This is a genomic window from Burkholderia sp. AU32262, assembly GCF_020419985.1.
In the GTDB taxonomy this organism is placed as follows: Bacteria; Pseudomonadota; Gammaproteobacteria; order Burkholderiales; family Burkholderiaceae; genus Burkholderia; species Burkholderia semiarida.
The window spans coordinates 75,442-93,707 of the sequence record NZ_JAIZRS010000025.1; the positions used below are offsets into that span (position 1 = coordinate 75,442).

An 18,266-nucleotide genomic window follows, 5' to 3' on the forward strand; every position below is an offset into this window, starting at 1 on the left:
TCAACAACAATCTATGCCCCTATGTCGACCGCCGCTCCCGGCCGAGGCTGTCACTGGCCAAATCGGTCCAGACAGCCAAAGATGCTTATCAGCGCAACGACGGCGAGAAACCCCCCGACCGATGCGTAGGCGAAGAGAAATTTGATAGGCGATTCGGCTTTGTATATGGTCGTACCACCGCGAGTACAGACTTCGTCTTCCGTTAAATAGCTCGACAGCGTTGCCACCAAGCCGGCTGCTGACGCAAACAATGTTCCGATCCATCCAAAGTGGACGGTATCGGTTAGGCCTGCCACGCATGCTCCCCACGAGGAGATGGCTAGCGCGAGAAGAATCCACACGGCTGTCCTCATAAATGGGGCTGTCCAGTTGTCTAAAATATATGCAATTGTCGGCGATCCGAGCAAAACTGTCGAATGTCTCTTAGCGCCGACCGCCGACGTTTCTCCCCCAGCCGTCCCCCGGGGAATCCGCAAAGAACTGTTGTCTTTCCACGCCGGCGCCGATGACCAGTTTCGCGCTCGACGCATCGATCGAGGCGAAACGACTGCCTACGAGCGCACAGCCCCGCGCGTCCCCGTCATCCCCCCGTCACCGGCGGAAAGAACGCAACCTCGCTATCCTCCCGCACGACGAATTCCCCCGTCACCATTTCGAGGTTCACGGCCGCGCGTACGGGGCGGTCCATCCGCAGTGCTTCGGCGCTGCGCGCGTCACGCGCGGCCAGCGTGCCGCGCAGCGCGTCAACGGTGAGTTCGCAGGCATCGATCTCGACGGTTTCTTCGTCGATTGCCAGTTGTTCGCGAATGCTTGCGAAGTATTTGATCTTCAGTTTCATCGGGATGTCTCGAGCAGGAGCGGCGGAATCGGAAAACACGAAGCGGACGCGTTCAGCCCCAGCGCCGCATCGCCTGATCGTCACGCGCCTTCGCCTCGACCCAGCCGGATTCGCCGTCGTGCCGGATCTCCTTCTTCCAGAACGGCGCATGGGTCTTCAGGAAATCCATCAGGAATTCGCACGCGTCGAACGCACACGCGCGATGCGCGGCGGCCACCACGACCAGCACGACGGGCTGGCCGAGCGGAATTCGGCCGACGCGGTGCACGATCCTGACCGCTTCGAGCCGCCAGCGTGCAGTGGCCTCCTCGACGATGCTCCACAGCGCCTGTTCGGTCATCGTCGGGTAGTGCTCGACTTCCAGCGCGACGACGTCGTCGACGTCGCCTTCCTTGCGCACGACCCCGAGAAAATTCACGACCGCGCCGACATTCGGATTGCGAACGATCGGCGCAAGCTCCGCGCCCGCGTCGATCGGCGCATGCTGCACGCGCACTTCGAAGCCGGCGGCAATCGCGGGCGCCGCTTCGGGGTGCGGGTCGGTGGCGTCGACGGTCGGCGCGGAGCTGCCGGCGCGCAGCGGATCGTCCGGCAGCCCGGCGCGGGATTCGGTGAAGGTGGTCATGACAGGTTCTCCAGTGGGCGGCGCATCCTGTATCGGGCGGCGGCCCGTCAGCCGCCGACGAGCGACATGCGCACGGTCGGATAGGTCTTGCCCGGCGCGCGGGCCGGTCGTGCGGCCCGGCGCTCGGAATAGCGGTCGTCGCGCCGCGTCCAGCGTGCGCGCACGGCGGCCGCGAGGGCGTCGATCGACGCCGCGCCGTCGAGCCACGGGCGCAAGTCGGTGCCCTGCGTCGCGAACAGGCACGTATAGAGCTGGCCGTCAGCCGACACGCGGGCGCGCGAGCAGGTGCCGCAAAACGGATGCGACACGCTCGCGATGAAGCCGACTTCGCCGACGCCGTCGATGTGCGCGCAACGGATCGCGGTGGCGTCGTGCCCCGGTTCGCCGACGAGCACGAGCGGATAGTGCTCGTCGATCAGTTCGCGCATCCGCGCGGCCGGCACCACGTTGTCGCCGGACCAGAAGCTGGCGCCGCCGACGTCCATGTATTCGATGAAACGCACGGCCACGCCCGTATGCCGGAAGTGCCGCACGAGCGGCAGGATCTGGTCGTCGTTCACGCCGCGCTCGATCACCGCGTTGACCTTGACCGGCGCGAGCCCGGCCGCCTGCGCGGCCTCGATGCCGGCCAGCACGCGTGCGACGGGCACGTCGGCGTCGCTCATCCGGCGAAACACCGTGTCGTCGAGCGCATCGAGGCTCACGGTCACGCGCGTCAGCCCCGCGTCGCGCAACGTGCGTGCCTTCGCGGCGAGCAGCGAGCCGTTGGTCGTCAGCGCGATTTCGACGGGCTTGCCGTCGACGGTGGTCAGCGCGGCGAGCCGTTCGATCAGCGCTTCAAGGTGGCGGCGCAGCAGCGGCTCGCCGCCCGTGATGCGGATCTTCTCGACGCCGAGCGACGTGAAGGCGCGCGCGATCTTCTCCAGTTGCGCGAACGACAATCGCTCGGACGACGGCATGAACGCGTAGTCGGCGCCGAAGCTCTCGCGTGGCATGCAGTAGCCGCAGCGGAAATTGCACTGGTCGATGACGGACAGGCGCAGGTCGCGCAGCGGGCGGCCGAGCGTGTCGAACGGGCGGGGAGAAGCGCCGGGTGACGCGCCGCCGGATAAAGCGGCGGCGGCCGGCGCGGCGGAAACGATGGCATTCACGATCGGGTCGTCGGCCTGCATGAAGTAAGCGGAGGGGCGTCGCCGTCCGGCCGTGCGGGTGCCGACGTGTCGGCGCACAGCTCGTGACGAGCCTCATCGTGAGCATAGTCCGCCGGGTTTCGTCGGCAGAGACACAATCGCGCCTGAATGGCAGGAATACAGTTCGCCGCGCGGGAGGTGCGGCACGCACGGCGAATCGGGCGAAGGCGCCGCATGGGGCGGGTATTCGGCGTCGCGCTCATGCGAGCCAGCGCGCGAATTCGTAATACGGTACCGCCTCGCCGCGCGCGATGGTGCGTCCGGCCGGCAGCCGCGCGAGCCCGCTCGCCAGCACCAGCGACTGCAGCGTGCCGGCGCCTTGCTGGCGCAACGTATCGAGCGCGGGCGCGCCATCGGCGCCGACGGCACGGCACACGCGCACGAACCGATCGCGCTGCGCATCCGGCTCGAAGCCGGTGTCGATCGGCAGCGACGGCACGGCCGGCAGGCACGTGTCGCGCCCTTGCAGGCGGCGGATCAGCGGCGCGACGAACAGCGCGAACGCCGTCATCGCGGCGCCCGGATTGCCGGGCAGCAGCACCACGGGCCGCGCATCGAGGCGTGCGAGCGCGACCGGCTTGCCGGGTTTCATGCGTACGCCGGCGACGAGGAGCGACGCGCCGAGCGCGGCCAGCGCGGGGCGCAGCAGGTCCTTGTCGCCGACCGACGCGCCGCCGACGCAGATCACGAGGTCGCACTGCGCGTGCAGGTCGCGCAGCGCCCGATCGACGGCGGCCGCGGTATCGGTCGCGTGCACGCTCATCGCGACGTCGGCGCCGGTGCCCGCCACCAGCGCGGCGAGCATCGGCGCATTGCTGTTGTAGATTTGCTGCGGCGCGCGCGGCTGGCCGCACGCGATCAACTCGTCGCCGGTCGTCAGGATCCCGACGCGCAGCGCCGCACGCACGTCGATGCGCGCGAACCCTTGCGCGGCGGCCACGCCAACGTGCATCGCGCCCATCCGCACGCCGGCCGGCACGAGCCGATCGCCGGCGCGCACTTCCTCGCCGCGGCGGCGGATGTGCGACCCGCTGCGTTGGGGCGCGTCGAACGTGACGCCGCCCGCTTGTTCGCGCGCATGCTCCTGCATCACGACGGTGTCGGCGCCGGGCGGAATCAGGCTGCCGGTGAAGATGCGTGCGGCCGTGCGCGGCGCGAGCGGCGCGGGCGTGTCGCCGGCATAGCAGCGCTGTGCGACGCGTAGCGGCTCGCCGTGTGCGAGGTCCGCATGACGCACGGCGTAGCCGTCCATCGCGCTCTGGTCGGCCGGCGGCTGGTCGAGCACGGCCGTCAGCGGCGCGGCCAGCACGTGGCCTGCTGCCTGCGCGATCGGCACGGATCGGGTGCTGTCGAGCGGCGCGAACGCGCCGGCGAATTGCTGCTGCGCGGTATCGAAATCGAGCAGGTGTTTCATGACGAATGGGCCGGGTGCGCCGGTGCGGGCGCCGGTGAGTGGAAGGGCGCGACAGCGGGCGACACGTATTCGACGAAGCCGTCGTTGCGGCAAAAGCCGAGCAGCCGCACGCCGGCTTCGCGGGCGACGTCGATCGCGAGCGACGTCGGCGCCGAGATCGTCGCGACCATCGGGATGCCGACCCGCGCGGCCTTGCGCACCAGTTCGTAGCTTGCGCGGCTCGACAGGAACACGAAGCCCGCGCTCCAGTCGGCGCGGCGGCGCGCGAGCTGCCCGATCAGCTTGTCGAGCGCGTTGTGGCGACCGACGTCCTCGAACACGTCGAGCACGGCGCCGTCGCGGTCGCACACGCGGCCGCGTGGATGCCGCCCGTCTCGCGCATCAGCGTCTGCCGGGCCGGCAATGCACGGGCGGCGCGTGCGATCGCGTCGGCGCCGATGCCCGCGGCCGCGCCGGCGGCGGCGATGCGCGGCGGCTGCAGGTCGAGTTGCGCGATGCTTTCGATGCCGCACACGCCGCAGCCCGTGCGGCCGGCCAGCGCGCGGCGGTGCGCCTTCAGCGCCATGAACGCCTGCTGCGACACGGTCAGCCGCACTTCGGCGCTGCCGGGCCGGCATTCGCTTTCGATATCGAAGACGTCCGACGCGCGCTCGACGATGCCTTCGCTCAGTGCGAAGCCGAGGCCGAATGCGTCGAGGTCGATCGGCGTCGCCATCATGACCGTGTGCGAGATGCCGTTGAACACGAGTGCAACCGGCGTCTCGTCGACGACGCGATCGACGGTGTCGCGCGCGTCGCCGGCACGGTGGCGCGTCACCCGACACGCGGTGCTGCCGGTCGGATCGTCGCTGCGGATGCAGGACTCCATGCAGGTTTCTCCAGGCGGGGCGGCCGGCGGGCCGGCCGGGCTCGGCGCTTGCGCCGAACGACGGGAATCGATGCCGCCGGGCGGGGCGCCGAAGGGCGCGCGACCGCCGCGGGTTGGCGTTGCATCACATGTTAAGTGGAGCGAACAGCGCACCGCAGGCACAGCGCCGCAACGGGGAAAGCAGTACAGCTGAGCGCCCCGCCGGCACGGAAAGTGTTTTCCGTGCACACATCTTTGGCGGAGCGGGCATCACAGTTTCAGCGCACGTCCGAATGATTGCGAGTATCGTTGCAAACGCGATATCGTCATTCACGCTTCGATGCCGTGCGAGCGACCGGTTGCGTTCGCATGTGTCGCCGCCAAGCCGTCGCGCGATTTCCTGCTTCGAGCGTACGTCCTCACAAACCACGAGCAAATTACGGTCATGGAAATCTTCGATGCGTTCCATCTCGCCCGATTGCAATTCGCATTCACGGTGTCGTTCCACATCGTGTTCCCCGCGATCAGCATCGGCATGGCGAGCTTTCTGGCAGTGCTGGAATGGCGCTATCTCGTCACCGGCGACGCCGCCTACAAATCCATGTTTCAGTTCTGGTCGAAGATCTTCGCGATCGGCTTCGGGATGGGCGTGGTCTCCGGCGTCGTGATGGCGTACGAGTTCGGCACCAACTGGTCCGGGTTCTCGCGCGTCGCGGGCAACATCACGGGGCCGCTGCTCACGTACGAAGTGCTGACGGCGTTCTTCCTCGAAGCTGGCTTCCTCGGCGTGATGCTGTTCGGCTGGCAGCGCGTCAGCCCGCGCGCGCACTTCTTCGCGACGCTGATGGTCGCGGTCGGCACGCTGATCTCGACGTTCTGGATTCTCGCGTCGAACAGCTTCATGCAGACGCCGCAAGGCTACAAGATCGAAAACGGCCTCGTCGTGCCGGTCGACTGGTTCAAGGTGATCTTCAACCCGTCGTTTCCGTACCGTCTCGCGCACATGACGATCGCGGCGTTCATCGTCGCGGGCTTCATCGTCGCCGCGTGCGGCGCGTGGCACCTGCTGAAGGGCCGCCGCGACGAGCCGGTGAAGCGCAGCTTCTCGATGGCGCTGTGGATGCTGCTGGTGCTCGCGCCGATCCAGATCTTCGTCGGCGACGCGCACGGGCTGAACACGCGCGAATACCAGCCGGCGAAGATCGCGGCGATCGAGGGGCTGTGGGAAACCGAGAAGGGCGGCACCGCGCTGAACCTCGTCGGGCTGCCCGACATGCAGGCCGAAACCACGCGCTATGCGATCCAGGTGCCGCACCTCGGCAGCCTGATCCTCACGCACAGCTGGGACGGCGAGATCCGCGGGCTGAAGGAATTCGCGCCGCAGGATCGCCCGTATTCTCCGATCATCTTCTGGACGTTCCGGATCATGGCCGGCCTGGGGATGCTGATGCTGCTGACCGCGCTGCTCGGGCTGCTGCTGAGAAAGGGCGGGCGCCTGTACGAGACGCGCTGGTTCCAGTGGCTCGTCGTGTGCATGGGGCCGTCGGGCATCGTCGCGCTGCTGGCCGGCTGGATCACGACCGAGGTCGGGCGCCAGCCGTGGACCGTGTACGGCGTGCTGCGCACCATCGATTCGGTCGCGCCGCTCACCGCGCAGCAGGTCGGCGTATCGCTGCTGATCTTCGTGGTCGTGTACTTCCTGGTATTCGGAACGGGCATCTACTACATGATGAAACTGATGAAGCGCGGGCCGGCCGCCCAGGCCGGGTACATCGAGCTGCACCGGCATCCGGGGCTGCGCAAGAGCGCGCTGTCCACGCCGCTGAACGTCACCGAGGCGGAGTAACCATGCACATCGATCTTCCTGTCGTCTGGGCCGCGATCATCGGCCTCGGCGTGTTCATCTACGTGATGCTGGACGGTTTCGACCTCGGCATCGGGCTGCTGTTTCCGTTCTTCGATGCGAAGGCCGAGCGCCAGGTGATGCTCGACACCGTCGCGCCGGTGTGGGACGGCAACGAGACGTTCCTCGTGCTCGGCGGCGCGGGCCTCTATGGCGCGTTTCCGGTCGTGTATTCGACGCTGCTGCCGGCCAACTACCTGCCGCTGGTGCTGATGCTGGTCGGGCTGATCTTCCGCGGCGCGGCGTTCGAGCTGCGCGCGAAAGCCACCCGCACGCAGCACATGTGGGATCTCGCGTTCATCGGCGGCTCGGCGCTCGCCGCGTTCTGCCAGGGGATCGTGCTCGGTTCGCTGCTGCAGGGCATCAAGATCGAGAACAACCATTTCGTGGGCGGGCCGTTCGACTGGCTGTCGCCGTTCAGCATGCTGTGCGGGATCGGCGTGCTCGTCACCTATGCGACGCTCGGCTGCGGCTGGCTGATCCTGAAGGTCGACGGCGAACTCCAGCGCAAGATGCGGTTGCTGATGAAGCCGCTCACGGGCGTGCTGCTCGCGGTGATGGGCGTCGTGAGCCTGTGGACCGTGATCGGGCTGCCGGCCGTCGCGCACCGCTGGTTCGGCAGCGGCAACCTCGGCTGGTTCCTGCCGGTGCCGGTCCTCGTCGTCGCATGCGTGTGGGGCATCTTCCACGCGGTGAAGCGTGCGCACGAGGCCACGCCGTTCCTGCTGACGCTCGCGCTCGTGTTCCTCGGCTACACGGGGCTCGTGATCAGCATCTGGCCGAACATCGTGCCGCCGTCGCTGACGATCTGGGACGCGTCGTCGAGCCATTCGAGCCAGTTGTTCGCGCTGGTCGGCACCGTCATCGTGCTGCCGATCATCCTCGTGTACAACGCGATGCAGTATCGCGTGTTTCGCGGCAAGGTGCGCGAGGGCGACATCGGCTATCACTGAGCGGCACGCGAGGTGACGGGGCGCGGCGCTCGCGTATCATCACGCGCGGCGCCCGGCACGGTGCCCGACGGAAAGCGGCCCGCCACGCGCGGGCCGTTGCGCATCGGGTGCGGGCGCAACGGGTTGCGTTGCGCATTCCTTTGGCAGTCGAGAAAACATCATGATCGTCAGACCACGACAGAACTGGCTCAGGATGCTGTTCGTATGGAACGGCTCCGTGCTGCAATCGATCATTCCGCAGCTCGTGTTCATGGCGATCGTCAGCACGCTGGCGGTCTTCACGAACGGGCGCATCTTCGGCGAGAAGATTCCGCTCAACACCGCGCCGTTCACGCTGTTCGGGCTCGCGCTCGCGATTTTCCTCGGGTTTCGCAACAACGCGAGCTTCGAGCGCTTCAAGGAAGCGCGGCATCTGTGGGGCAACCTGCTGATCGCCGCACGCGCGGTGACGTCGCAACTGCATCGCTACCTGCCCGACGGCGTGAGCGACGCCGAGCGCAACCGGCTCGCCGATCTGCTGATCGCGCTCGCGTATGCGTTGAAGCATCAGTTGCGTCATACCGATCCGACCGCGGATCTGCAGCGCATTCTCGGGGCGGAACGCGCGGCGGCGCTTGGCGGCAAATGCTACAAGCCGGTCGCGATCCTCGACGAACTGCGCGGCGGCATCGTCCGTGCGCTGGGCCGCGCGCCCGCCAGCGACACGGCCTGCTGGATGTTCGAGACGCAACTCGACGAGCTCGGCAAGTCGATCGGTGGTTGCGAGCGCATCCTGTCGACGCCGATTCCGTTTTCGTACAGCGTGCTGCTCCATCGCACCGTGTATGCGTATTGCGTGCTGCTGCCGTTCGGGCTCGTCGATTCGACGGAGTTCTTCACGCCGCTGATCTGCGTGTTCATCTCGTACACGCTGATCGCGCTCGAAGCGATCGCGAACGAAGTGGCCGAACCGTTCGGGCTCGCGCCGAATGCGCTCGCGCTCGATGCGATCACGCGCACGATCGAGCGGTCGGTGCTCGAACTCGGCGATCGACCGATGCCGGAGGAGTTCGTGCCGGCGTCGACGTATCAGATCACGTAGGCGGCGCGGTCGGTAGTGCAGTCGTCGGTAAGGTTGATCGGCCGGGCCGGGAACGGTTGTGTAGACTCGGGCTCGTTCAATGGAGCCCATACCATGCAACCTCTCGATCACGTGTCGATCAGTGTTCCGGACATCGACCTGGCACGCCCCTTCTACGATGCCGTCATGGCTGCGCTGGGCGCGACCAAGGTCTATGACCGGCCCAACGCGCTCGGCTATGGCGAACGTTGCAGCGCGAATGACCCGGAGTCGACTTTTCTGGCGGTGTATCTGGACCCCGCCGAAATCGGGGCGAGCAAGCGGCACTGGTGTTTCAAGGCTGCTTCCCGCGAGCAGGTGCATGCGTTCTTCGACGCAGGGCTCGCGACGGGCGGCCAGTCCGACGGCGCCCCGGGCTTGCGGCCGCAGTACCACGGCGACTACTACGCGGCTTTCCTGGTCGATCCGGCCGGCAACCGGATCGAGGCCGTGTGTCATGCGGCGGGGGCGGGGCGCGAGCGGACGTGACGGTGGTGAGGCCCGGCGGCCGCTAGTTTTCGACTGCGTGGGAGTCCCACGTCCCGAGCGATATCGCTTTACTCGGCATGCCGACGGTCAACGCATGCCGCCGGAACGTATCAGTCGAAATACGTCAACCCCATCGCACCCTTCACCTCCGCGAGCGTCGCGCCTGCCACTTCCCGTGCATGCAGCGTGCCGCGCTTCAGGATCGCCATCACTTCGGCCTTGTCGGCCTCGAATTCGCGGCGGCGCGCGCGGATCGGCTCGATCAGCGCCTGCAGCCGCTCGTTGAGCACGCGCTTGACCACGCTATCGCCGAGGCCGCCGCGGCGATAGTGGGCCTTCAGTTCGTCGACCTTCGCGACGTCGGGCTCGAACGCATCGAGGAACGTGAACACGACGTTACCCTCGACCTGGCCCGGGTCGCTCACGCGCAGGTGGTTGGGGTCCGTGTACATGTCCTTCACGGCTTGCGCGATCTCGTCCGGCGTCGAGCCGAGCGTGATCGCGTTGCCGAGCGATTTGCTCATCTTCGCCTTGCCGTCGATGCCCGGCAGCCGCGTGACCGACGACAGCACGGCCTCGCATTCGACCAGCACCGGCTGCTCGACGGTCGCGTTGAAGCGGCGCACGAGTTCGTTGGTTTGCTCGATCATCGGCAGTTGATCGTCGCCGACCGGCACGTGGGTCGCCTTGAACGCGGTGATGTCGGCCGCCTGGCTCACCGGATAGGTGAGGAAGCCGGCCGGGATGTCGCGCTCGAACCCGCGCAGGCGGATTTCTTCCTTGATGGTCGGATTGCGTTCGAGGCGCGCGACCGTGACGAGATTGAGCAGGTATTGCGACAGCTCGGCGAGTTCGGGCACCTGCGATTGCACGACGATCGTCGAGATCGCCGGATCGATGCCGACGGCGAGGTAGTCGAGCGCGACCTCGATCACGTTCTCGGTGACGCGCTGGCGGCGGCCCATGTTGTCGGTCAGCGCCTGCGTGTCGGCGAGCAGCAGGAATTGCCGCGCTTCGTGCTGCATCTGCACGCGTGCGCGCAGCGAGCCGATGTAGTGGCCGAGATGCAGCGGGCCGGTCGTGCGGTCGCCGGTGAGAATGGTCGGGCGGGCGGGGTGAGTCATGGTCGTCGTTGGCTCCGGGTTGTCGAGGCCGCCAGCCATGATGTCGGCGCAGAAACGCGAATGCCGCCATCGCTGGCGGCATCACGTTTGGGACATGCAAAAGGAAACGGGCCGCCTGGGTCAGGCGCGCCACCAGCAATGCACGATCGGCGAGGCGGGTCGGGTTTCCATCGCGGCAGTATAGCGTAGTGCGTCGGGGGACGTGCGCGTCAGCGGATCACCGACTCCATCGCGAGGTAGGCGGTTTCGGCGGACGGCCACAGCAGATACAGCAGGCCGGCCATCAGCAGCCACGCGCCGGCGCGTACGAGCGGCGTGCGGTCCTTGTCGCGTGGGGAATGGATGGGCTGCTTCGATTTCTTCATGCTTGCAGGCGCGAGGTGCGCCACTCCAACGTTACTGCAACGGGTCGCGCGGGGCGAGGCCGGGGTGTTGCGGGGAAATGGGGCTCAATCTGGGTTCCCGTGCGGCGGGGCACGCGCGGGCATCTAAAGGGGAACGATCATGTGTTCCGCGAACGCATCGTTTCGTGCGAAGCGGTGCGCATGCTACCAGTTCGGGGCGGTACGCACAGTCAGGAATTGTAGGGCAATGGCCCGAATGGATCGCGTCGCGTTCGGTCGGCGAGCCAAGCCGAGGCCGCGGTATTTCTCGGTCGGGTGCGACTGCCGGGGGCCAATGATATCACCCGGAAAAAACCGGATGGACCCGCTGGTCTCGCGCGTGGGCACCATAATGAGCGGGCGATAATGGGTTCGCTTTTCTTGCGTGGGTATTCGAAATCGTGCGAAATCAATTACGTCCGACTGCTGCCAACCGTATGGGCTTCATGCAATTGGTTTCTGTTTTCCTGTGCTTCGCGTGTACAGCCTGTTCGAGGAACGATGTTCTCCCTCGGAATATGTCGCTGGCTGCCTTCAATCCGCATCGCGGGGCATTTGCGTACAAGCACGAATCTTCCGTCGCGCCGCCTGTCGAGCCAGAGGCCGATCGCTGGAATCAGGAAGCAATGGCGCTGACCAGTTCGCTGTTGTGGCCGAACCAGCGCGATTACAAGGGCGCTGTCGACTTGTGGACGAAGGCGGCCGAGCGCAAGCACTGGAAAGCCATGTTGAATCTGGCGAATGCCTACGCTCAGGGCCAGGGTGTGGAACGTGATGCGGAACATGCCGTTCAGATCACCGAACAGGCGATGAAACTCGGCATTCCGGCAGCCTACGACCTGATGGGCACGTACCACATGAACGGGATGGGCGTTAGGCAGGATGCCAGCCGCGCCTATGCATTCTGGCAACTGGCCGCCGATATGGGCAGCCCGAGTGCGATGGCGTATCTGGGCGGCAAGATGGACGCGCTCTATGACGACCCGAAGGCGGGCTTCTGGGGGAACCGCAAGATCGCACTCCAGATGCTTGAATGTGCGGTTGCGCAGGGCAACGGACTTGCCGCATATGAATTGGGAACGACGATTGCCGGCGATCGAGCCGAGTTGAGCGAGAACAACGAACGCGCACTCCAGACGCTGCATACGGGTGTGAAATTCGGTAATGCCGAGAGTGCGGGGTGGTTGAGTGCGTCGTTTGGCAAGGGGGACGCTCTGGTCGGCCATGTCAAGGATGAAGCCCGCGCCGAGCGCTACAGTGTCCTTGCCGATCGCCTCGAGCGCGACCCCGGCCTGCGTCTGCCGAATCTGGACAAGGTCGTGCCGCTGCCGCCCGCCAAGCTGCCCAGGTGGGACGGAAAGAAGGAGACGTTGATCGACGCGGCGAAGGCGGAGACGGAGACGTCCGCGCCGGTGTCGCCGGTCAAGCCCGCGGCGCATCCCGTGTCGCCGCGTACGGGCCGCGTGCATGTGCCCGATGGCTACATGCCGCCGGAGAAGCCGCAAGCCGCCGATCCTCCCCGAGCGGAAACGACGGCCGCTCCTGTCGGTGGTTACCGGCTCACCTGACACACACCGCCCGCCCGCCCCGCCTCCCGATTTCACATCCTCGTCGCACGGTTCGTCCTTGCAGCGGTCCTGCCGACATTTCCGGCAAGGCCGTCGCACGTCCCTTTCCCGGAGAACACCATGCGATATCCATTGCAGCACGCCGACCAGGCCGCCGTGACGCGGCGCCCATCCGAACCCGAACCGCACGTACTCGCGCCGCGAGCGACCGGCGAGGAGGGGTAAGCCATGAGCACTGAAGCACTGACCCCGCTGCTGCGGCAGCTTGCGGAGAAGCGACTCGGACGGCCTCTCGAGCCCGAAGAACAGGCGTTGCTCGAGCGGCTGCCGAGCCGGCAGGGGAACCCGCCGCCGCCCGCCGGCGGCCCGGCCGTGCAGGCGGGCGCCGCGAAGCCGCCATTGCCGCAATTCAAAACGCGGCAAGAGGCGCGCGAACAGATCAAGCATTTCCTGCAGCTCAACCAGCAAAAGGCGTACGAGAAGATGCGCGGGATCCTGCAGACGATCGATACGCAGAACGAGACGACTCTCGGCATGCTCGCGTCGGAGCAGCGGAAAGTATCGGGCGTACTCGACGCGCACGAGCCGGCGGGCGACGCGCAGGCGTCCGGCGCGGTCGAGATTCAGGACAGCACCCGCGAGGCGCTGACGATGATCGGGGAACAACTGACGGGGCTGATGCGGCAGGAAATCGAAGCATGCTTCCGGCAATACGGCGATGCACTCGCGGAACGGCTCGCTGGAGGGCTCGCCGTCAGGCTCGACGCGATGGAGGACCGGTTGCGGACCATCGGCGCCGGCCCGGCCGGCCCGGCCGAACCCACCGCCGCCGTTCACGATACGCCCGGCGCAGCGTCCATGGAGTAGCACGCGGGTCATGCGGCCGATCGCGAAACCGGCCGGCCCCGAAGTGCGACCTCTCAACTACGTGAACCAAGGAGCAACAAATGGCTGATACGTGTCAAGTGTGCCAGGTCAATCCCGCGATTACCGATGCGGTCACACAGGTCAACGTCAAGGTGGTCGCGGAAGCGCCGGCAATGGCGATGGGCTCGCTGTACCAGGCCCAGAGCCATTCGCTCAGCATCCTGTTCGAGAATGCGGTGCAGCAGCAGTCGCAGGCCGCGATCCAGTCGCAAACGTCGACGAACGTGGGGACGATGCAGCTCTACACGATCGGGCCGGAAAGCGCGGGCGCGGCCGCCACGGAAATCGGCGCGAACGGGATCATTTCGATTCTGGCCGACGTGATCGCGATCGGGAAGGCAGTCAAGGGCTGACGCGCCATCGCAACGCCGTGGTCGAGCGGCGGCGCAAGCGGCGTGAGCCGCCCATGCCACCGCCGTGCCGCGAGTCGGCAGCATGGCCGCCGGCGCCTGAACAGCGGTGCCGCGCGGTGTTCCGGAGCAATCGACAGAACGGGCAGCACCGATTCGATGCGGCGCCCGTTCGCCAATCAGGAGAAATACGATGGCAAACGACGTAGACGATCCGAAAGACCCCTGCAACTGCACGACGTGCGCGGTCAACGCCGCGATCACCGACGCGGTCACGCAGACCAACGTCAAGGTGGTCGGCGAAGCGCCCGCGATGGCAACGGGTTCGCTGTACCAGGCGCAGAGCCACTCGCTGAGCGTGTTGTTCGAGAACGCGGTGCAGCAGCAGTCGCAGGCCGCGGTGCAACTGCCGACCTCGACGAACGTGGGCACGATGCAGCTGTACACGCTCGGGCCGGCGAGCGCCGGCGCATCCGCGACGGAAATCGGCTCGAACGGCGTGCTTTCCGTGCTGGCCGACGTGCTCGCGCTCGGCAAGGCGCTTGCCTGACGCATCGCTGGCGCGGACGCCGGGCGGCGGCTCCCATCGGGTGCTGCCGCCCGGCGTCGGACGCCGTGTCGACACGCCCGCGCACGCGGGCCCCAGCGGGCGCATCGGCGGCGCCGTGCCGCGCGCGGCAGCAACCGACCCACTCATGCTTTCGCCGTGACAGCGCGTCAGCGGCGAACCAACCAGGAGCAACGACATGCCGGAACAGGTTTCTCCCGCGATGACCGATGCGGTCACGCAAGCCAACGTGAAGGTGGTGGGCGAAGCGCCCGCCGTGGCGTTGGGCACGCTCATGCAGTCGAACAGCCATGCGTCCGCGATCCTGCTTCACAACGCGGTGCAGATGCAGGCGAACCAGGCGATGTCCAACCTTGCCGCCACGACCGTCGGCGTCATGCAGCTCTATGCCGGGTCGCCGGCGGCGGCGGCCGGCGCGGCGCGCTCGGCGAACGACAGCTTCGTATCGCAACTCGCCGCCGTCGCGCAGTTGATGAACGCCCTCGGTCACGGGCGCGGCTGACCTTCACCGCGCGCCGCATGACCCGGCGCGCATCCCGCCCGCCCGGCGGCGCTGCCCGACGCACGCGCTTGCCGCGGCATCAATTGGCGTCGACGATGGTCCGGAGCTGCTCCGGTTTCTGAATCGTCACGCCGTGTTCGTGTAGCCGGATCAGGCCGTCGCGCTGCATCTTCCGCAGGCTGCTGTTCAGTCGCGGCCGGCTGACGTTGAGCATCGCGGCGAGAATGCTCTGGTTCTCCGGCAGCGGCACCTCGAGATCGTTCCCTTGCATGCGGTTCAGCAGATGGCGCGCGAGCCGTGCTTCGACCCGGTACAGGCATGCCGACTCGACGAAGTCGCTCAACTGGTGAAGGTGCCGGCACAGCTGCTCATGGATGCGCCCCATGAATTCCGCGTTCGCCAGCAGCGGCGCGAAGTACTGGCGATACAGCAGCGAAATGCGGCAGTCGGCGCTCAACTGGGCGGTGAAACTGCGCCGGTGCGCGCGAATCAACGTGTTTTCGCCGATGAGTTCGCCGGGCATCGAGTGGCCGAGAATGATCTCGCGCCCGCCGGGTTCGTGCAGTGTCTTGTAGACGCGGCCGCTGTGCACGAACGCGACGAAATCCCCCGGATCGCCCTTGAAGAACAACAGGCGATTGCCGTGTTCGGGCCAGGGCGTCACGTGCCGCTCGATGTGGGCGATCAGGCTTTCCGGGAGGCCGGCGAGTATCGGTATATTGCGCAGCGTTTGAGCGTTAGCAAGGGCAGGCATGGTTTCCGCGCGAGGTTGTTTGACGATGCGGCCACCTAGCGAAAAACGCTGCCTTCGGCATTGCGTGAAAAATGAATAATGAAAGTATTGAAATAATCGGCAAGCAGTCCGGACAGGGCGGCGCTCCGGCGGCAAGCGCGCTCGATCGACCGACACGGGAAGCAGCATGCCGACGCACGGACGCATCGCGGCGGTAGTCGTTCTTGTTCATCGCAATGCCGTTATTCAGTCAGGTCCGGCGGCGCACCTGAAACGACGGATCGGGCTATGCCGGCTAATTAAAATTTCCGTTCATAATAATCAAGATAATTTACTGCGCCCGATTATCGTTATATCGGTGTTACGCGGGTAACAGCGCCATTCCCGGCGTCGAATCGATTCTGTGTTTTCCATAAAAAAAGGAAGACACGGGATGACAACCTCGAACCAGCACGCTGCCTCGGCGCCCGAGTCTCCGGCGCAGCAGCTCGACCGCGCATGGCGGGAAATGCAGGGGAAATTGCGGCGCCGTGCGCGCCTGTTGTGCAAGGGTGATATTCACCGCGCCGACGAACTGCTTTCCGATACCGCGCTCAAGGTCCACATTTACCTGCAGCGCTCGCCCGAGCGCGTGCGGAACCTGACGGGCTTTCTCTTTCTGGCGCTGAATCACGCGTTCCTCGATGGCGCGCGCCGCCGTGTGCGCGAAAGCGGCATGCTCGAATTCGACTCGGGCTGGGACGACGATCACGCGGTCGAGCTCGCCGGCCACGCGCCGTCGGTGGAGCAGCAACTGCTGCTGCGGCAACAGCTGCTGCGTCTCGAACAGGCGCTGTCGATGCTTTCCCCGCAGCAGCAGATGCTGTTCACGCTGAAGTTCGAGGAGGACCGGCCCTATCTGCACATCGCCGCGACGCTCGGGATCAACGAGCCGCTCGCCAGAAAACGCGTCGAGCTGCTGCGCAAGAAGTTGCGCGAGGAACTCGCGTGAGCGCGTTCACGAATGCCGGCACGCAGCGTTCCTAACGGCATGCGCGGCGTCGATGGCCTGCCGGCCCGCCCGTTCCTTCAACCGCATGCCGGAGCCGAGATCCGAGGAGGCCTCGTGGCAGACACAGTCAATGAGCAGATTACCGACGCGGTGACGCAGACCAACGTCAACGTCGTGGCGGGATCGCCGGCCCAGGCGCTGGGCATGCTTTACCAGATGTTCAGCCAGGCCGTCGGCATCTCGGCGCAGAACATGACGCAGCAGCAGGCCGCGCTGAACCAGATTTCGAACGCCGTGGTGTCGAAGGCTGTGGCCATGATCCTGTCCGTCGAAGCGTCGCCGAAGCCGGCCTCGGGCGGCGCGTCGCAGCCGGAGGCGGGCGCGCCGAAGACGGGTTCCACGCATTAGTACGCGATGACTATCGGGATACCTGAATCATGAACATGAAAGGTCTTTTGGGCGGACGCGGCGACGGCGCGACGCCGGCACCGGACGATGGCGCGGCCGCCGCGGCCGAAGCAACGACGGCGGCCGATGTCGCATCGCACGCCGCTGCTTCGACAGCCGGCACGCGCACGTGGCCGGTCAACCGGCAGCGCAGGTTCACCGACGCGCTGAAGGCGCCGGACCAGATCGCGGGGGCCACCGGGGCCGCCTCGTCGGCGCTGCAGACCGTGCAGGCGATCAACGCGGAGGCGGCGTCCTACGCGACGACGCAGATCGCCGTCGGCCCGAACATGATGATCACGCAGGCGGGCGGCATGGTCGCGCAGGCGGCGGCCAACTACTTCGAGGCGACGACGTCGCTGGCGATCGCGGGCAAGAGCGTGTTGATGAAGGACCTGGCGCAGAAGACCATCGACGAGGACGTGAAAGGCATGGCGATGGATGCGGTGGGCCTGCTGTTGACGGACTTGTTCGTCGCGACCGCGGCGATCGTCGCCGGCGCCGCGGAGGCGATCGAAGGAGAAGCCGCGAGCGTCGCGCTCGACAAGATCGACGAGAGCCTGCAGAGGTATCAGGCGCTGCTGGACAAGAAGGGCACGTAGGGCGCGCCAGCGGCGCATGACGATGCCATCGCAGGCCGCGCCCAGCACGCCGACGACGGTGCGGCGTGCTCGACCGGCATCGATCGACACGACCCGCCGGGCCGTCGGGCCGGACGGGATGTGAGCGGCAGGCGCGACGCGCGTTCTTCGTCGAATACGTCGCGGCCTGCTACCGGCAGTGTTGTCCAGTCATGTGAGGAAACCCATGTCCTACATCATTCAGAACGTAAACGGTCCCGCGCCGCTGGGGGTGGGCGAGCGCAAATGGGGAGATGCGACGGAAATCGATTTCGGCGCGATGACGAGCTGCATCGCGCTCGTCGAGCAAACGCCGGGTCAACCGACGTTGGTGCGCGGCATTCATCTGTCGATCGTGAGCCCCGACGGCACGAATGTCTACGATCCGGCGGCGGACGTTGCCGGACAGGTCGAGACGATCATGCAGCAGCAGGGCAACATGCGCGCGTGCCTCGGGCGCATCGATCTCTGGCAGGCCAGCACGTCGCAAGAGCTGCAGGATTTCTTCGTCGCGTTGATGATGAGTCTCGACATGACCGAATGGGTGCAGGTGCCGGACGGCAACCTGCGGGTGCGGCTCCACGGCGGCGTGATGCAGTATCAGCACGGCACTGGCGCATGGACCAACGTGTAGCCGAAACGATCGGCTGAAGCCGGCGCCCGCCATGCAGGCGGGCGCCGGTGCAGTGTCGTTC

The 18,266-nt window shown here is 66.5% G+C and carries 20 protein-coding genes and 1 pseudogene; 13 read left to right on the forward strand and 8 right to left on the reverse strand.

What is annotated here, in order from left to right; all coding sequences use genetic code 11:
• Nucleotides 1-580 precede the first annotated feature (580 nt).
• From moaD to fdhD, 5 genes and pseudogenes are all read right to left on the reverse strand, one after another.
• The gene (gene moaD / locus LGN10_RS26140; RefSeq protein WP_059642890.1) at nucleotides 581-838 is read right to left on the reverse strand and encodes a molybdopterin converting factor subunit 1; all 258 of its coding nucleotides are present in this window, start codon (nucleotides 836-838) and stop codon (nucleotides 581-583) included.
• Between the two features lie 52 nt (nucleotides 839-890).
• Nucleotides 891-1,463 (reverse strand): molybdenum cofactor biosynthesis protein MoaE, encoded by a 573-nt coding sequence (locus tag LGN10_RS26145; protein ID WP_226225523.1) that lies wholly within the window; start codon nucleotides 1,461-1,463, stop codon nucleotides 891-893.
• A 47-nt stretch (nucleotides 1,464-1,510) separates the two neighbouring features.
• Nucleotides 1,511-2,635: a GTP 3',8-cyclase MoaA gene (gene moaA / locus LGN10_RS26150; protein WP_226225525.1), complete on the reverse strand. Its 1,125-nt coding sequence runs from the start codon at nucleotides 2,633-2,635 to the stop codon at nucleotides 1,511-1,513.
• Nucleotides 2,636-2,852: 217 nt separating this feature from the next.
• Nucleotides 2,853-4,067 (reverse strand): gephyrin-like molybdotransferase Glp, encoded by a 1,215-nt coding sequence (gene glp / locus LGN10_RS26155; protein WP_226225526.1) that lies wholly within the window; start codon nucleotides 4,065-4,067, stop codon nucleotides 2,853-2,855.
• Nucleotides 4,064-4,935: pseudogene (gene fdhD, locus LGN10_RS26160) on the reverse strand (formate dehydrogenase accessory sulfurtransferase FdhD). The gene glp and the pseudogene fdhD overlap by 4 nt, the downstream one beginning before the upstream one ends.
• Nucleotides 4,936-5,359: 424 nt before the next feature.
• Between fdhD and LGN10_RS26165 the strand changes: the two are divergent.
• The 4 genes from LGN10_RS26165 to LGN10_RS26180 all read left to right on the forward strand — a co-directional run bounded on the left by LGN10_RS26165 (nucleotide 5,360) and on the right by LGN10_RS26180 (nucleotide 9,358).
• Entirely contained in the window at nucleotides 5,360-6,760 is a 1,401-nt protein-coding gene (locus LGN10_RS26165) for a cytochrome ubiquinol oxidase subunit I (protein WP_059574934.1), read from the forward strand.
• A gap of 2 nt (nucleotides 6,761-6,762) precedes the next feature.
• Entirely contained in the window at nucleotides 6,763-7,770 is a 1,008-nt protein-coding gene (gene cydB / locus LGN10_RS26170; RefSeq protein WP_059574936.1) for a cytochrome d ubiquinol oxidase subunit II, read from the forward strand.
• 160 nt (nucleotides 7,771-7,930) lie between these two features.
• Nucleotides 7,931-8,851, forward strand: coding sequence for a bestrophin family protein (locus tag LGN10_RS26175; RefSeq protein ID WP_226225527.1), 921 nt, complete (start codon nucleotides 7,931-7,933; stop codon nucleotides 8,849-8,851).
• A 93-nt stretch (nucleotides 8,852-8,944) separates the two neighbouring features.
• A complete protein-coding gene (locus LGN10_RS26180; RefSeq protein ID WP_226225528.1) occupies nucleotides 8,945-9,358 on the forward strand; it encodes a VOC family protein in 414 nt (137 codons plus the stop codon).
• A gap of 110 nt (nucleotides 9,359-9,468) precedes the next feature.
• Here the strand turns inward: LGN10_RS26180 and trpS are convergent, their stop codons facing one another.
• Together trpS and LGN10_RS26190 are read right to left on the reverse strand one after the other, a co-directional pair.
• Nucleotides 9,469-10,482 (reverse strand): tryptophan--tRNA ligase, encoded by a 1,014-nt coding sequence (trpS, locus tag LGN10_RS26185; RefSeq protein WP_059575188.1) that lies wholly within the window; start codon nucleotides 10,480-10,482, stop codon nucleotides 9,469-9,471.
• A gap of 209 nt (nucleotides 10,483-10,691) precedes the next feature.
• Entirely contained in the window at nucleotides 10,692-10,847 is a 156-nt protein-coding gene (locus LGN10_RS26190; protein WP_167351636.1) for a hypothetical protein, read from the reverse strand.
• A gap of 536 nt (nucleotides 10,848-11,383) precedes the next feature.
• Between LGN10_RS26190 and LGN10_RS26195 the strand changes: the two genes are divergently transcribed.
• From LGN10_RS26195 to LGN10_RS26215, 5 genes are all read left to right on the forward strand, one after another.
• Nucleotides 11,384-12,433, forward strand: a complete 1,050-nt coding sequence (locus LGN10_RS26195; RefSeq protein ID WP_226225529.1) for a DUF6396 domain-containing protein — start codon at nucleotides 11,384-11,386, stop codon at nucleotides 12,431-12,433.
• Between the two features lie 228 nt (nucleotides 12,434-12,661).
• A complete protein-coding gene (locus LGN10_RS26200) occupies nucleotides 12,662-13,300 on the forward strand; it encodes a hypothetical protein (protein WP_226225530.1) in 639 nt (212 codons plus the stop codon).
• A gap of 80 nt (nucleotides 13,301-13,380) precedes the next feature.
• On the forward strand, nucleotides 13,381-13,713 hold the full coding sequence (locus LGN10_RS26205; protein WP_059574945.1) for a RebB family R body protein: 333 nt from the start codon (nucleotides 13,381-13,383) through the stop codon (nucleotides 13,711-13,713).
• A gap of 190 nt (nucleotides 13,714-13,903) precedes the next feature.
• Nucleotides 13,904-14,260, forward strand: coding sequence for a RebB family R body protein (locus tag LGN10_RS26210; protein ID WP_124864258.1), 357 nt, complete (start codon nucleotides 13,904-13,906; stop codon nucleotides 14,258-14,260).
• 196 nt (nucleotides 14,261-14,456) lie between these two features.
• Entirely contained in the window at nucleotides 14,457-14,780 is a 324-nt protein-coding gene (locus tag LGN10_RS26215) for a RebB family R body protein (protein ID WP_059574949.1), read from the forward strand.
• A 79-nt stretch (nucleotides 14,781-14,859) separates the two neighbouring features.
• Here LGN10_RS26215 and LGN10_RS26220 read toward each other — a convergent pair whose 3' ends face one another.
• The gene (locus LGN10_RS26220) at nucleotides 14,860-15,702 is read right to left on the reverse strand and encodes a Crp/Fnr family transcriptional regulator (protein WP_226093982.1); all 843 of its coding nucleotides are present in this window, start codon (nucleotides 15,700-15,702) and stop codon (nucleotides 14,860-14,862) included.
• A gap of 244 nt (nucleotides 15,703-15,946) precedes the next feature.
• On the opposite strand from LGN10_RS26220, the gene LGN10_RS26225 reads away from it, so the two are divergent.
• From LGN10_RS26225 to LGN10_RS26240, 4 genes are all read left to right on the forward strand, one after another.
• A complete protein-coding gene (locus tag LGN10_RS26225) occupies nucleotides 15,947-16,504 on the forward strand; it encodes an RNA polymerase sigma factor (RefSeq protein WP_059574953.1) in 558 nt (185 codons plus the stop codon).
• Between the two features lie 12 nt (nucleotides 16,505-16,516).
• The gene (locus LGN10_RS26230) at nucleotides 16,517-16,912 is read left to right on the forward strand and encodes a RebB family R body protein (protein ID WP_226225531.1); all 396 of its coding nucleotides are present in this window, start codon (nucleotides 16,517-16,519) and stop codon (nucleotides 16,910-16,912) included.
• Between the two features lie 35 nt (nucleotides 16,913-16,947).
• Complete coding sequence (locus LGN10_RS26235) at nucleotides 16,948-17,553, forward strand: hypothetical protein (RefSeq protein WP_226225533.1); 606 nt, start codon at nucleotides 16,948-16,950, stop codon at nucleotides 17,551-17,553.
• Nucleotides 17,554-17,758: 205 nt separating this feature from the next.
• A complete protein-coding gene (locus LGN10_RS26240; RefSeq protein ID WP_060967396.1) occupies nucleotides 17,759-18,205 on the forward strand; it encodes a hypothetical protein in 447 nt (148 codons plus the stop codon).
• Nucleotides 18,206-18,266: the final 61 nt, after the last annotated feature.

Excerpts from the sequence above, each read along its gene's own strand:
- LGN10_RS26145 (WP_226225523.1), bottom strand. The coding sequence starts at position 1,463 with ATGACCACCTTCACCGAATCCCGCGCCGGGCTGCCGGACGATCCGCTG.
- moaA (WP_226225525.1), bottom strand. The coding sequence starts at position 2,635 with ATGCAGGCCGACGACCCGATCGTGAATGCCATCGTTTCCGCCGCGCCG.
- LGN10_RS26175 (WP_226225527.1), top strand. The coding sequence starts at position 7,931 with ATGATCGTCAGACCACGACAGAACTGGCTCAGGATGCTGTTCGTATGG.
- LGN10_RS26225 (WP_059574953.1), top strand. The coding sequence starts at position 15,947 with ATGACAACCTCGAACCAGCACGCTGCCTCGGCGCCCGAGTCTCCGGCG.
- LGN10_RS26190 (WP_167351636.1), bottom strand. The coding sequence starts at position 10,847 with ATGAAGAAATCGAAGCAGCCCATCCATTCCCCACGCGACAAGGACCGC.
- LGN10_RS26210 (WP_124864258.1), top strand. The coding sequence starts at position 13,904 with ATGGCAAACGACGTAGACGATCCGAAAGACCCCTGCAACTGCACGACG.
- LGN10_RS26215 (WP_059574949.1), top strand. The coding sequence starts at position 14,457 with ATGCCGGAACAGGTTTCTCCCGCGATGACCGATGCGGTCACGCAAGCC.
- LGN10_RS26205 (WP_059574945.1), top strand. The coding sequence starts at position 13,381 with ATGGCTGATACGTGTCAAGTGTGCCAGGTCAATCCCGCGATTACCGAT.
- cydB (WP_059574936.1), top strand. The coding sequence starts at position 6,763 with ATGCACATCGATCTTCCTGTCGTCTGGGCCGCGATCATCGGCCTCGGC.
- LGN10_RS26195 (WP_226225529.1), top strand. The coding sequence starts at position 11,384 with ATGTCGCTGGCTGCCTTCAATCCGCATCGCGGGGCATTTGCGTACAAG.
- LGN10_RS26235 (WP_226225533.1), top strand. The coding sequence starts at position 16,948 with ATGAAAGGTCTTTTGGGCGGACGCGGCGACGGCGCGACGCCGGCACCG.
- trpS (WP_059575188.1), bottom strand. The coding sequence starts at position 10,482 with ATGACTCACCCCGCCCGCCCGACCATTCTCACCGGCGACCGCACGACC.
- LGN10_RS26200 (WP_226225530.1), top strand. The coding sequence starts at position 12,662 with ATGAGCACTGAAGCACTGACCCCGCTGCTGCGGCAGCTTGCGGAGAAG.
- LGN10_RS26230 (WP_226225531.1), top strand. The coding sequence starts at position 16,517 with ATGCCGGCACGCAGCGTTCCTAACGGCATGCGCGGCGTCGATGGCCTG.
- LGN10_RS26180 (WP_226225528.1), top strand. The coding sequence starts at position 8,945 with ATGCAACCTCTCGATCACGTGTCGATCAGTGTTCCGGACATCGACCTG.
- glp (WP_226225526.1), bottom strand. The coding sequence starts at position 4,067 with ATGAAACACCTGCTCGATTTCGATACCGCGCAGCAGCAATTCGCCGGC.
- moaD (WP_059642890.1), bottom strand. The coding sequence starts at position 838 with ATGAAACTGAAGATCAAATACTTCGCAAGCATTCGCGAACAACTGGCA.
- LGN10_RS26220 (WP_226093982.1), bottom strand. The coding sequence starts at position 15,702 with ATGCTGCTTCCCGTGTCGGTCGATCGAGCGCGCTTGCCGCCGGAGCGC.
- LGN10_RS26165 (WP_059574934.1), top strand. The coding sequence starts at position 5,360 with ATGGAAATCTTCGATGCGTTCCATCTCGCCCGATTGCAATTCGCATTC.
- LGN10_RS26240 (WP_060967396.1), top strand. The coding sequence starts at position 17,759 with ATGTCCTACATCATTCAGAACGTAAACGGTCCCGCGCCGCTGGGGGTG.